This is a genomic window from Acinetobacter bereziniae LMG 1003 = CIP 70.12 (assembly GCF_000368925.1).
In the GTDB taxonomy this organism is placed as follows: domain Bacteria; phylum Pseudomonadota; class Gammaproteobacteria; order Pseudomonadales; family Moraxellaceae; genus Acinetobacter; species Acinetobacter bereziniae.
In genome coordinates this window covers 15,313-29,143 of the sequence record NZ_KB849756.1, presented here as the reverse complement: position 1 = coordinate 29,143, position 13,831 = coordinate 15,313, and the positions used below count along the sequence as shown (strand labels likewise).

The window sequence follows — 13,831 nt, the reverse complement described above, 5'->3', positions numbered from 1 at the left end:
ACTGCGCTGTTGTGATGAATGGATAATCGTTAATGCTTAAGCAACGTTTTCAATCACCATTGCTAAGCCTTGTCCCACTCCAATACATAGACTCACCACCGCATATTTTTTATTACGGCGAATCAGTTCTCGTGACACTGTCAGTGCGAGACGTGCACCAGAAGCACCCAAAGGATGACCAATCGCAATTGCACCGCCATTTGGGTTCACACGTGGGTCATTAAAATCAATATCTAAACCTTTTAAGCAAGATAAGACTTGAGAAGCAAAAGCTTCATTGATTTCAATAATATCCATATCATCTAAACGAAGACCTGCACGTGCTACAGCTTTTTTGATGGCTTCAATTGGACCAGCGCCCATAATACGTGGCTCAATGCCTGCCGCTGCCGCGGATAAAATTTTAGCCATTGGTTTTAAGCCATATTTTTGACCAGCGAGTTCTGAACCTATAAGAAGTGCTGCTGCACCATCATTGATGCCCGAGGCATTACCCGCTGTGACTACACCACCTTCAAATAGCGGTTTTAACTTGCTTAAAGCTTCTACTGTAGAACTCGGGCGTGGGTGTTCATCCTCTATGACCAATTTTGGAGGTAATTTTTTTCCTTGAAAAACTTCGATGGGAGTAATTTCGTCATTGAAAAAGCCATCTTGCTTGGCTTGTTGATATTTTGCCTGTGATTGAGCAGCAAATAGATCTGCCTGTTCTCTAGTAATGCCAAATTCAACTGCAACATTATCGCCCGTTTCAGGCATAGAATGTCCGCCATATTGTGCAATCAGCTTTTTATTGGGGAACCGTGAACCGATGGTGGTATCGTAGATATTTACATCACGACTATAAGCACTTTCAGCTTTTGCCATCACAAAAGGCGCACGAGACATACTTTCTACACCTCCAGCAATATATAAGTCACCTTCACCACAGGTAATCGCACGTGCTGAATCAATCACAGCACCTAAACCACTGGCACATAAGCGGTTGACTGTTTGTCCAGCAACCGTTACAGGTAAACCTGCAAGCAATAGGGCATTCCGGGCAACATTGCGGCTGTCTTCACCACCTTGATTGGTATCTCCTAAAATGACATCTTCTATGTCTGCACCAGGCACACCTGTTTTTTCTAGAAGTTTTTGCATAACCATCGCAACAAGATCATCGGGGCGCACTGATGCAAGTTCGCCTGCATGTCGACCAATTGGACTACGTAGACCGTCATAAATATAAGCATTTAACATAGAGAATTTCCTTTTCAATATTCAGAATTAAAAGTTAGTGGTAAGTTTAATGCGACACGACGTTGTAGCCATGGGCTAGGGCGATAACGTGGGTCATAGGTCAAGGCAGATATACGGTTGAGGATCAGTAAGATTTTATCGCTTCCGATCTGATCACCCCATTCAATTGGACCAAATGGATACCCGAGCCCTAAACGAACAGCAGCATTAATATCATCAACTGATGCGATATTTTGCTGGGCAATATCACAACCCAGATTGATCACCATGGCTAAAACACGTTGTGCAACAAAACCAATACTTTCATTGATCATACTGACCATTGCGCCATCTAAGTTAAAGATGGAATGGGCAGCTTGACGGTACTCAGATGTTGTTCGTAGCGATGGCATCAGTGTTCGATGTTTTTCGATACCATATAGCAGGTCGATTGCCACGGTATGCTCTGGGTTTAAGTGAAGCCGTTTGATTGTTTGTGTGGTATCTTCACCATAACAAGCCACTAGACATAAACTTTCCGCCTGCGGATGTTCGCCCGTATCCAAAGAAATATTGTGCTGGATGAGATAATCCTCGATGCGTTGTTTATCCTCAGCAAAGTCTGCTGCAATCCATACGCTCGGATACTTTGTTAATGCTTCGACATACTGTGCTGGTTTTTCACCGCTTTTGCTACCTATTGCATAACTATAAAAACCTTGTTTGACTTTTCGCCCAAGTTGTTTAGCTTCGAGCATTTGTTTGGTTAAAGGATTGGGTTTATAGCGTGCTTCTTCGTAATATTGATGGTAAATCGATTCCATTACTGGATGTGATACATCAAGCCCAGTTAAATCCATGAGCTCGAAGGGACCCATTCTGAAACCCACACCATCTCGTAAAATGCGGTCAATTTCACTAATATCTGAAACATTTTCATTTAAAATTTTTAATGCTTCTGTTCCATATGCTCGCCCAGCATGGTTAATGATAAATCCCGGAGTATCTTTGGCAATTACAGGGCGATGACCAAATGCATGAGACAACTGGCAAAGTGTTTCAATGATCTGTTGATCTGTTTTTAACCCTTGGATAACTTCGACAACTTTCATCAGTGGAACAGGATTAAAGAAATGAAAGCCGACAACACGTTCAGGCAGTTTACAGTTTGCAGCAATTGCCGTGATAGACAGCGATGAGGTATTTGAAGCTAATATGGTTGTATCTGAAACGATTTGTTCAAGTTGCTGCATTAAACCTTGTTTAATGTCTAGACGCTCAACGATCGCTTCTACAATAAGATCGCAAGATTTTAAGTCTTCAAGTTGTTGCGCAACAATTAAATGTTGGTTGGCACTTTCAGCTTGTTCAACAGTGATTTTATTTTTTTCGACTAATTTTTGAAATGTTGCTGCAAGCTTTTCTTTAGCCTGTAGTGCAGCGCCATCTTTTGTGTCATATAAATATGTTCTATGACCTGATTGTGCTGCGATTTGAGCAATACCACTGCCCATAATGCCCACACCGATTACAGCCAAGCTTTTAATATCATAAGTCATGTGATCATCCTGATAACTGGTCTATATTCAAAAATAAAGCGCGTGAAATTTGAGTTTTTAACTCAGACATTGTTTGTCACCATCTATGGGTAAAATTTGTCCTGAAATCGAACGACCACTCTCTGAAGCTAAAAATAGGCATAAGTCAGCAATGTGTTTAGGATTGACAAAATATTTGAGTGATTGGTTTTTGAGTGCATTTTGAGTGACAGCATCTAAGGTGCTATTGGTCAAATCCGCACGTGCTTGCAGCACACGTTCAACGCGCTCACCATCGACTGCACCAGGAAGTATGGCATTTACCCGAATATTGTCTGGACCAAGTTCCATTGACAATGTCTTGGTAAAGCCAATCAGTCCCCATTTTGATGTTGAATAGGCTAACCGATAGGGATAGCCTAAACGTCCAGCGATGGAAGACATATTAATAATGACACCAGATTCAGAACATTTTAAAAGTGGGATAGCAAATTGGGTAAGCAGAAAAGTACTGGTTAAATTTAGGTTCAATACAGTATTCCAATCATTAAAACTCAGTTCTTCTGCTGCTACAGTTGGACCCGAAATCCCAGTATTGTTAACCAATATGTCGATATGTCCCAGTTTTTCTGTCGCATCATTGAACATGTTTTTGATTTGATCATGTTTCGATAGATCACACTGATAAATATGAAGGCTAGGATACGCTTGCTGAAATTGAGTTAAGCTGTCTGCATTCATATCACAAACATAGACATCATCTTGTTGATTTAAAAATGCTTCTGCAATATGACGCCCAATTCCAGCACCGCCCGCGCTAATCAATACTTTTCTTGCCATTTTTATTCCACGTTGTTGATCGGTGAAGGTTATTTGCCTTGGTATGATGGTTTACGCTTTTCAATAAAAGCTTGAATACCTTCGTTTTTATCTTCAGTTGAAAACAGCAATTGGAACGATTTGCGCTCTAAGCATAGCCCTGCATTTAAAGGAACATCTTCGCTCATCAATGCAACTTCTTTAATTTGCTGCAGGGCAATTGGTGGCATTTTTGCGAGACTTTGAGCCATTTGAATCGCAGTGGGAATGGTTTGATCATCTTCAGTCACTTGAGAAACCAATCCAATGATATAAGCTTCTTCCGCCTTTACCATTGCACCCGTCATAATCATTCGCATCGCATGAAACTTACCTACAGCACGGAATAAGCGTTGTGTACCACCAGCGCCTGGCATCAAACCCACCTTAATTTCGGGTTGCCCGAAAATTGCACCTTTGCCTGCAATAATGATGTCGCTATGCATTGCCAGTTCACAACCACCACCTAATGCATAGCCATTTACTGCAGCAATCACAGTTTTAGGACATTGGGCAATGGCGTTCCAATAGCGCTCTGTATGTCGCAAAAGCATTTCTGTCGATGTTGCCGTTGCCATTTCTTTTAAGTCAGCACCCGCTGCAAATACCTCATCACCGCCTGTTAATACAATTGCATGGATCTGATCGTCGAAGCTTAATTCAGTAAATACTTGAGCCAGTTGTTTACGCACTTCAGTGTTCAGCGCATTTTTAGCTTCTGGACGATTGATCTTAACGATTGCTATATTTTGAAAACCATAATCAACTTCGATGAAATTGTTCCCTGTGATTTCACTCATTTATGAATTCCTTGTTTCGCATATCAAAACTATATTTCTTTAATAATGCTTATTTTGAAATTTATTTCAAGTATTATTTGTCTCTATGAAAATTTAAGTGGCTGACTATTTAGCTAAGTAATTGATATTTAATAATCGTCAATTATAAAATTTCGTTAAACGAAATTAATTTTCAAAAAAGCTTGAATTTTTCATTTTTAGTCTCTTATTATGAAACACATTCATAGTCAATAAGATTAAAAATCCAGTCCCAATGCAGGACATCGTTGTTGGGCAGTACACACAGAAAATAGATACAAGAAGGGAGATCATAGATGATTCGTGATGAAGGGATGTTGCAGCAATTACTGACGACAATTGGTGATTTTGTAAATAATGAATTGATTCCACGTGAACATGAAGTGGCTGAGCAAGACAAAATACCAGACGATATTGTGCAACAAATGCGTGAGCTTGGTTTATTTGGACTCACCATTCCAGAGCAATATGGTGGTTTAGGGATTACCATGGAAGAAGAGGTTAATGTTGCATTTGCACTTGGACAAACCTCTCCAGCTTTTCGCTCACTCATTGGTACCAATAATGGCATCGGTTCAAGTGCTATTTTAATCGATGGTACAGAAGAGCAAAAACAAAAATACCTTCCTCGCTACGCCAGTGGAGAAATTATTGGTTCGTTTTGTTTGACCGAACCTGAAGCAGGTTCAGATGCAGCCTCTTTAAAAACCAGTGCAGTTAAAGAGGGTGATTTTTATATTCTCAATGGCACAAAACGCTTTATTACCAATGCTCCTCATGCTTCAACTTTTACAGTTATGGCGCGAACAAACCCCGAAATCAAAGGTGCAAATGGCATTTCTGCTTTTTTAGTCGAAGCCAATACCCCTGGGATAAGTTTAGGAAAAATTGATCAAAAGATGGGACAAAAAGGTTCTCATACTTGTGATGTAATTTTTGAAAATTGTCGAGTTCCCGCATCTGCTTTAATCGGTGGTGTGGAAGGAATAGGCTTTAAAACTGCAATGAAAGTCCTAGACAAAGGGCGCTTACATATTGGTGCTTATAGTGTGGGCATCGCTGAACGGATGTTAAATGATGCATTGCACTATGCCATTGAGCGCAAGCAATTTGGTCAGCCCATTGCTAACTTTCAATTGATTCAAGCCATGCTTGCAGATTCAAAAGCAGAAATTTATGCAGCGAAATGCATGGTCCTTGATGCTGCACGCCGCCGTGATCAAGGTGAAAATATTAGTACAGAAGCCTCTTGTAGCAAAATGTTTGCCACTGAAATGTGTGGTCGAGTTGCAGACCGCTGTGTGCAAATTCATGGTGGTGCGGGCTATATCAGTGAATACGCAATTGAACGTTTTTATCGTGATGTACGTTTATTCCGTTTATATGAAGGAACTACGCAGGTTCAACAATTGATTATTGCAAAAAATATGATTCGGGAAGCAACAACTTAATAAAGCATATATCGCTTGAGGCAGGGGATGCCTCATATTCTTTCTGAGGATATGGACATGACAACGGAAACTGTTACACAAAATAATGGTGGTCAATTGGATGCTGGGGAAGCCATTCAAACGCCTAAGAAGATTTGGATTACTGCATTTATATTTGCATTTTTTACATTGTTATTCGACGGCGCAGATTTAGGCTTTTTAGCCTTGAGTTTGACCAGTTTAAAAACTGAATTTCATCTGACCGGTGTACAAGCTGGTACATTGGGGAGTTTAACACTACTCGGTTCAGCCGTAGGCGGTTTAATTGGCGGTTGGGCTTGCGATCGGTTTGGTCGAGTCAGAATTATTGTATTTTTCATCGCTTTTTCTTCAGTACTCACCTGTGCATTGGGTTTTACCCATTCTTATATGCAATTTGCCATCTTGAGAACAGTTGGAGCAATGGGCTTGGGGGCACTCTATATTGCCTGCAATATTTTAATGTCTGAGATGGTGCCAACTAAACACCGTTCAACTGTTTTAGCAACACTGATGACGGGTTATACCCTCGGTTCTTTACTTGCCACATTATTGGCAGGTCATATTATTCCAGAACATGGTTGGCGCTTTCTTTACTGGCTCGCTATAACACCGATTATATTATCTGTACTGATGCATTTTATTGTTCCTGAGCCAGAGTCATGGAAAAAAGCACGCCAATTAAAAATGCTGGCTACGCCTCAAAGTACACAAGCGGTTAAACGTCAAAATCCATATTGGGAAATCTTACGTGATAAAAAACATGGCACTATGTTTGTGTTGTGGATTCTCAGTACAGGTGCTTTGCAATTTGGCTACTACGGCGTAAGTAATTGGTTGCCTGCCTATTTAGAGTCAGATCTAGGAATCAAGTTTAAAGAAATGGCCATGTATATGGTGGGTACTTTCTTAATCATGATGTTCGCTAAGATCATTGCAGGAATCATTGCCGATAAATTGGGTCGCCGTGCTGTATTTGCATTTGGAACAATTGGTACTGCGCTGTTTATTCCCGTGATTGTTTATCTGAATACGCCAGCAAATATTCTATGGCTCATGTTGTTCTTTGGTTTCTTATACGGCATACCGTATGCCATTAATGCCACTTATATGACGGAAAGTTTTCCTACCTCCATCCGCGGTTCTGCTGTAGGCGGGGCATATAACATTGGTAAAGTGCTTTCGATTTTTTCACCACTCACGATTGGTTTTCTGTCACAAAATGGTTCGATTGGCTTAGGGCTATTGGTCATGGCAGGCGCTTACTTTATCTGTGGGGTAATTCCATTGTTATTTATCAAAGACAGACTATTTAATCCACAAAAGGCAGAGTGATGTTTAAGCTGCCAGTTGAATTCAAGCATATACAGGGACAAGGGAAATGATCAATAAAATCACCAGTGATATTGAACCCATTTTAAAGGCGATTCCCGATGGTGCAACCATCATGACCAGTGGTTTTGGTGTCACAGGTCAGCCAGCAGAACTCATTGAAGCCTTGATTGATTTAGGTAAAAAAGAGCTAACCATCGTGAATAACAATGCTGCTTCTGGTGATCGTGGTTTAACCCAACTTATCATTGCAGGTTGTGTCAGAAAAATGATCTGCTCTTTTCCAAAGTCAGCCGGTTCTAGCGTTTTTCAAGATTTATATCGTACAGGAAAAATTGAATTGGAACTGGTGCCTCAAGGTAATTTGGCATGTCGTATTCAGGCGGCAGGTGCTGGTCTCGGTGCAATATTTACACCAACAGGCTATGGCACAAAAGTCGCAGAAGGTAAAGAAACCAGAACGATTCATGGTCGAAACTATGTACTTGAGTATCCACTCGAAGCTGATTTTGCTTTGATTTATGCTGACCAAGCAGATCGTTGGGGCAATTTAACTTATCGTAAAGCTGCACGAAACTTTGGTCCGATCATGGCAAAGGCTGCAAAAACAACAATTGTTCAAGTCAATCATACTGTTGAGTTGGGGAGTCTTGATCCTGAATGCATTATTACACCCGGAATTTTTGTACAGCATGTCGTTAAAGTAGGAGATATCTAATGTCAGTTCAAAAACGCTCACGTGAAGATATCGCTCAATTGATTGCTTTGGATATTCCTGAAGGTTCTTATGTCAATTTAGGTATTGGCTTACCGACCAACGTGGCCAAGTATTTACCTCAAGATAAAGAAATCTTCCTGCATTCAGAAAATGGGGTTTTGGCATTTGGACCACCGCCAAAAGCAGGCGAAGAAGATCAAGACTTAGTCAATGCAGGAAAGGAGTTAGTCACATTATTAGATGGTGGCTGTTTCATGCATCATGGTGATTCCTTTGACATTATGCGTGGCGGTCATCTTGATATTTGTGTGATTGGTGCATTTCAAGTTGCGGTGAATGGCGATCTTGCCAATTGGCATACAGGAAAAGTAGATGATGTACCAGCAGTTGGTGGTGCGATGGATTTGGCGGTGGGTGCAAAATCAATTTATGTCTATATGGAACATGTGACCAAACATGGCGAAGCAAAAATCGTCAATACACTCAGCTATCCAGTGACTGGAGAACAATGTGTCAATCGTATATACACCGATTTATGCATTATCGAACTGAAAGATCACAAGGCTTATGTCACAGAAGTTGTTCAAGGGCTGAGTTTTGATGAATTACAAGCACTAACGGATTGCCCACTGATAGATGCCCGTGTCAATTAATTGACCCATATGGAAAAACGCTTCTTTAAGGATTAAAAGATGAAAAAATTAATTTTGGCTACAGCTTGTGCTGTGGCTTCAGGGACTATTTTTGCAAATTCTCCGAACACAGTAGAACAACGAATTAATGTATTAGAAGCTGAGTTGCAAAAACTGAAAGCAGAACTGGAAGCCCAGAAAAGTGCGCAAAATAATTTGCAGGTCCAGCAAGCAAAAATTGAAGAAAATGTAGAAAAAAATAAGACCAGTGAAAGCTCAAAACCCATCGCACCTTCGTGGGTGACATGGACAGATAATGTCAAAGTCTATGGGATTGCTCGACTGGATGCAGCAGTTGATTTCAAGTCTTCACCCGACACTGGGGGAAGAACCACAAATAGTTTGAACCGCACCCCATTTGAAAGTGACAAACGTTCTGATCATGCTCGTTCGGATGCCATGATCAATGCCAGTCGAATAGGAGTGTATTTCAATAGTCCAGATAAGGCTGTTACAGGAAATATTGAAGCAGATTTTTTTGACAGTTCAAATATGGGGACAGGTGATGGTAAGTTCCGTATTCGTCATGCCTTCTTTACGTATAAAGACTGGACCTTTGGTCAAACTTGGTCATTGATGTCAAATATGGAAACTCGAACAGAATCCGTGGACTATACCCAATTTATGGGAACATCCTATACCCGTACGCCTCAAGTGCGTTACGATTGGAAAGTAAATGGAAATAGTGATTTAAAAGTTGCATTGGAATATACAGGATCTCGAGTTTCAGCATTCCCGACATTGACCAGTCGCTATACGGTTAAACAAGGAGCTTTGACAGCTTTAGCTCAAGGTTTTATCAATGAAAAGTCTGTCGATGTCGCAAAAGATACGGTGAAGAAAGTAAGTTGGGGACTCGGTGCTGGATTAAAATACCAACTGACACCACAACAATCCCTCCAAGCCAATTATCAATATATTGTAGGTGATCAAAAATTCATGCCTTACACCACCCAGAGTGGTTTAACAAATGCGACTAACTTGAGTGCAGCAGGTGATTTTTCGTTAAATACAGAAAAAAATGAATTACTGATGAATAAGCTCAATAGTTTAAATGTCGGCTATTCCTATAAATTTAATCCACAATGGCGTGCCAATTTGTCGGCCTCTATTTTTGCTTTTGATGATGATTCAGCCTATGCAAAGCTTAACCCTGATGCAAACAAACGTCTGACAGATTATGCAGCAAACCTGTTCTATTCGCCTGCGGAACAAATTGATATTGGCATGGAATATCACCAAGGCAAACGGGAAGTGTTTGATGGAAGAACAGCGAATGTGTCTCGCATTAATTTTGTGTCGATGTATAAATTTTAACTACAGGTGAGGTTAAGGCAATGCAAAGCGTAGTTCGACCTGAAACAACACAAATCTTGTCAAAAAGCTTTATTTTCATCATGGCTATGGCTTGTGGAATTTGTGCAGGTTCAAACTATTATAATCAACCTATAATTTATTCTATTGCCAATGCCTTGCAGGTTCATGTTGAACAAGTCGCATTCACTATTGTTATCGGCCAACTCTCTTATGCAGTTGGTCTATTCGTTTTAGTACCACTTGGTGATTTTTTTGAAAAACGGAGCTACATTTGTTTGCTAATGTGTTGCACAGGTTTTGCACAAATTGGACTCTCTTTCAGTCAATCCTTACACACATTGTATAGCTTTACCTTTTTGGCGACCTTTTTCTCAATCACCACACAAGTGTTGGTTCCCTTTGCAGCAGGTCTAGCTAGTCCGAAAAAAAGCCCTCAGGTGGTTGGAACACTGATGAGTGGGCTGTTCCTCGGTATTCTATTGGCAAGATCAATCGCAGGTTTACTATCCACCATATGGTCTTGGCATGCCGTATATTTACTGAGTGGCATCGTCATTTTAGCTTTCGCTATGGTAATGTGGATCAAGTTACCTGTTGCTCGAAAGTCACATCAACTCACTGTTTTACAGATTTATCGCTCATTATTTACTTTGGCTGTTGACCAACCGCATTTAATTCGCCGTGGCATAGCGGGTGGGATTGGTTTTGGTATTTTAGCGCTGATCTTTACCACCATGACGTTTATTCTTGCCAATGCACCTTATTATTTTAACGATTTTCAAATTGGTTTATTTGGCATAGTGGGTTTAGCAGGAGTTTTCGCAACGCCTTGGGCTGGAAAACAAATCGCCAAAGGCTTAGAGAATAAAGTTGCTATCATTTGTATGTCATTGCTGTTGATTGCATGGATTCCACTATTTTTTGCACAACGCTCTTTATTTGCTTATGCATTTGGCGTCATTTTAGCTTATTTTGGCTTATCTGCATTTCATGTTCTCAATCAGAATTTGGTCTATCGCATTTCGGCACAGGCACGTTCTCGGATTAATTCTATCTATATGACCTTGTATTTTGGTGGTGCTGCATTAGGTTCTTTTGTCGCAGTTTATGCTTGGAAACATTGGGGATGGGTGGCATGTGTGATATTGGGCTTTACTATGGCATTAGTGAGCTTGGCGATAGACCGGATTGACTTTTACACGATGAAAAAACAGCAGATCAAAAATTAAGCTCCATCAGGAGCTTAAAGCAAATGCTACTTAAGGTATTTATTTAAAGCCTTACTTACGTATGACCATCAATATTGCTGTTGCAAATGCATAAATTTTGCCATGGTCATCGATAATTTTTCCTTCAGTGGTGATGATATTACGTCCTGCATTAATCAATTCTGCTTGTGCATAATAGGTTGTATCTATTTGCATGGGGCGAATCATTTTTACGTTCAGGTCTATCGTGCCATAACCAACGCCATGTTCAAGTAATGTATGGGCGGCACTTCCTGTTGCTGTATCTAAAGCAGTTGCACAAAAACCACCATGGATTGTCCCTTGTATATTTCGATGTGCTTGACTTGGCGTAACCTTATATGTTGCTTTTCCTTTAGCAACTTCAACTAACTGCATCGGAATGGTATGTGCCATCGGAGATGCTGAAATTTCTCCATTCTTTAAAGCAGTTAGGAACTCAAGACCAGTGTATTGAGGGCTATCCATAAATCTTCCTTGCAATGTTAAGCGATGGCATTAACATACTATAAATTTCAAATTTACGGAATATTATTTTGCAATACAAAATTAAATTTATAATATTATTGAAGCAATTTTAATTTAAAATTTAAATAAAATATTTAAATACAATGAGCTAATCGACATTTAAACATATACACGTATTTGATAATTTGATTTTATACCAAAATAATGAAAATAAATTTTGCAATATGAAATTTATTTGATATTTTTAATTCATTCGAGAATAAAGTTCATTAAAAGGAAACCGCTTTTCCCTACAGCATAGGAAGCGCAATTGAAAAAGGAATAACGTATGCCTTTATATAAAGCACCATTACGTGATATGCAGTTTGTACTTCATGAAATGTTGAATACAGAAGAAACTTATCAGCAATTTTTGAATGATCAGAATGAACTGAGTCGTGAATTGATCAACCAATATTTACAGGCTGGTGCAGACTTTTGTGAAAATGAACTTGCACCTATCAATCAAAATGGCGATCAGCAAGGTTGCCTATTTGATCATGGCAAAGTAACAACACCGAAAGGCTTTAAAGAGGCTTATCAAAAATATACAGCGTTAGGATTTACCTCACTTACAGCTGATCCTGAATACGGTGGACAAGGTTTACCTACGTTATTAAGGATTGCAATTTCAGAAATGTTATGTGGTGCGAATTGGGCTTGGGCAATGTATCCAGGCTTATCGCATGGCGCAATGCGTACGATTGAGCATCATGGAACAGAACAACAGAAGCAAATCTACTTATCCAAATTGATTAGTGGAATTTGGACTGGAACCATGTGCCTAACCGAGTCACATGCTGGCTCAGATTTAGGATTGATTCGCACAAAAGCTGAACCGAATGCGGATGGAAGTTATGCCATTACTGGCGAGAAAATCTTTATATCTGCTGGGGAACATGATTTGGCAGAAAATATTATCCATATCGTCCTCGCTCGTCTTCCTCAAGCACCTGCTGGAACGAAAGGAATTTCACTATTTATCGTACCCAAATTTAATGTAGATGATTCTGGCAATCTTCAAGATCGAAATAAAGTCGTTTGTAGTGCGATTGAACATAAAATGGGAATTCATGGTAATGCAACTTGTGTGTTGAATTTTGATGGTGCAAAAGGTTTCTTAATTGGATCTGAAAACCGAGGTTTAAATTGCATGTTCACCTTTATGAATACCGCACGTATTGGTACAGCAGTACAAGGACTTGCAGCCTCTGAAATTTCATTTCAAGGTGCCTTGAACTACGCTAAGGAACGTTTAGCCATGCGTGCTTTGACTGGTGCAAAATACCCAGAAAAAAATGCGGATCCAATCATCGTACATCCTGCAGTACGTTCAATGTTAATGACTCAAAAAGCATTTTCTGAAGGAGGGCGTGCACTGGCATATTTCTTAGCGCAACATGTCGATATTGTTGAAAACACTCACAATCCAGAGCAAAAGATACACTCAGATGAATTACTGGCTTTTTTGACTCCAATTGCCAAAGCTTTTTTAACCGAATCTGGTAATGAGTCTGCTAAACATGGTGTACAGATCTTTGGTGGACATGGATTTATTGTCGAACATGGCATGGAACAAATTGCTCGTGATGCACGTATTTCTACTTTGTATGAAGGTACAACAGAGATTCAATCTTTAGACTTATTGGCACGCAAAGTATTAAAGTCAGAAGGTAAACTGTTAAACAATATGATTGATCTGATTGATCAATTTATTGCAACCCATCAATCAAATCCTGCACTTGTAACCTATATAACAACTTTGACTGAATTGAAACAACAATGGTTGTCCATCACTCAGCATATCTCGGTTCAAGCCCAGCAAAATCCAGAAGAAATTGGTGCTGCGTCAGTCGATTATCTGTACTTTTCAAGTTATGTCGTATTTGCTTACCTTTGGGCTCGTATGGCGCAAGTCGCAGAGCAAAAGTTAAATGATGGAACACAAGAAGAAAAATTTTATCGTGCCAAATTAGCCACTGCTCAATTTTTCTTTGAAAAACTACTTCATCGTACCAAAAGCCATGCTGCTTCGATCCAATCAGGTGCGAAAGCCGTTATGCAACTCGATCCTGATGATTTTGCATTTTAAGCAAAATTACGTCATATATATT

At 39.9% G+C, this 13,831-nt stretch carries 12 protein-coding genes; 7 read left to right on the top strand and 5 right to left on the bottom strand.

What is annotated here, in order from left to right; genetic code table 11:
* Nucleotides 1-36: 36 nt before the first annotated feature.
* Genes F938_RS10310 through F938_RS10295 form a run of 4 tightly spaced genes read right to left on the bottom strand, consistent with a single transcriptional unit; the run spans nt 37 to nt 4,417 of the window.
* Nucleotides 37-1,242 (bottom strand): 3-oxoadipyl-CoA thiolase, encoded by a 1,206-nt coding sequence (locus tag F938_RS10310; protein ID WP_005031569.1) that lies wholly within the window; start codon nt 1,240-1,242, stop codon nt 37-39.
* Nucleotides 1,243-1,256: 14 nt separating this feature from the next.
* Complete coding sequence (locus F938_RS10305; protein WP_005031567.1) at nt 1,257-2,780, bottom strand: 3-hydroxyacyl-CoA dehydrogenase; 1,524 nt, start codon at nt 2,778-2,780, stop codon at nt 1,257-1,259.
* A 57-nt stretch (nt 2,781-2,837) separates the two neighbouring features.
* Nucleotides 2,838-3,599, bottom strand: coding sequence for an SDR family oxidoreductase (locus tag F938_RS10300; RefSeq protein WP_005031565.1), 762 nt, complete (start codon nt 3,597-3,599; stop codon nt 2,838-2,840).
* A 29-nt stretch (nt 3,600-3,628) separates the two neighbouring features.
* Entirely contained in the window at nt 3,629-4,417 is a 789-nt protein-coding gene (locus F938_RS10295; RefSeq protein ID WP_005031563.1) for an enoyl-CoA hydratase, read from the bottom strand.
* Nucleotides 4,418-4,731: 314 nt separating this feature from the next.
* On the opposite strand from F938_RS10295, the gene F938_RS10290 reads away from it, so the two are divergent.
* The 6 genes from F938_RS10290 to F938_RS10265 are packed head-to-tail and all read left to right on the top strand — an operon-like array spanning nt 4,732 to nt 11,192.
* Entirely contained in the window at nt 4,732-5,886 is a 1,155-nt protein-coding gene (locus tag F938_RS10290; RefSeq protein WP_005031560.1) for an acyl-CoA dehydrogenase family protein, read from the top strand.
* A gap of 57 nt (nt 5,887-5,943) precedes the next feature.
* Nucleotides 5,944-7,239, top strand: a complete 1,296-nt coding sequence (locus F938_RS10285; RefSeq protein WP_010591338.1) for an MFS transporter — start codon at nt 5,944-5,946, stop codon at nt 7,237-7,239.
* 46 nt (nt 7,240-7,285) lie between these two features.
* Complete coding sequence (locus F938_RS10280; RefSeq protein ID WP_005031558.1) at nt 7,286-7,954, top strand: 3-oxoacid CoA-transferase subunit A; 669 nt, start codon at nt 7,286-7,288, stop codon at nt 7,952-7,954.
* Nucleotides 7,954-8,607: a 3-oxoacid CoA-transferase subunit B gene (locus F938_RS10275; protein ID WP_005031557.1), complete on the top strand. Its 654-nt coding sequence runs from the start codon at nt 7,954-7,956 to the stop codon at nt 8,605-8,607. The genes F938_RS10280 and F938_RS10275 overlap by 1 nt, the downstream gene beginning before the upstream one ends.
* A gap of 39 nt (nt 8,608-8,646) precedes the next feature.
* Complete coding sequence (dcaP, locus tag F938_RS10270; protein WP_005031556.1) at nt 8,647-9,963, top strand: outer membrane trimeric porin-like protein DcaP; 1,317 nt, start codon at nt 8,647-8,649, stop codon at nt 9,961-9,963.
* 20 nt (nt 9,964-9,983) lie between these two features.
* On the top strand, nt 9,984-11,192 hold the full coding sequence (locus F938_RS10265; RefSeq protein ID WP_005031554.1) for an MFS transporter: 1,209 nt from the start codon (nt 9,984-9,986) through the stop codon (nt 11,190-11,192).
* 51 nt (nt 11,193-11,243) lie between these two features.
* On the opposite strand, the gene F938_RS10260 is transcribed toward F938_RS10265, so the two are convergent.
* Nucleotides 11,244-11,693: a PaaI family thioesterase gene (locus F938_RS10260; protein WP_100250469.1), complete on the bottom strand. Its 450-nt coding sequence runs from the start codon at nt 11,691-11,693 to the stop codon at nt 11,244-11,246.
* A 313-nt stretch (nt 11,694-12,006) separates the two neighbouring features.
* Here F938_RS10260 and F938_RS10255 point away from each other — a divergent pair, with 313 nt between their 5' ends.
* Nucleotides 12,007-13,809 (top strand): acyl-CoA dehydrogenase C-terminal domain-containing protein, encoded by a 1,803-nt coding sequence (locus F938_RS10255; protein WP_005031551.1) that lies wholly within the window; start codon nt 12,007-12,009, stop codon nt 13,807-13,809.
* Nucleotides 13,810-13,831 lie beyond the last annotated feature (22 nt).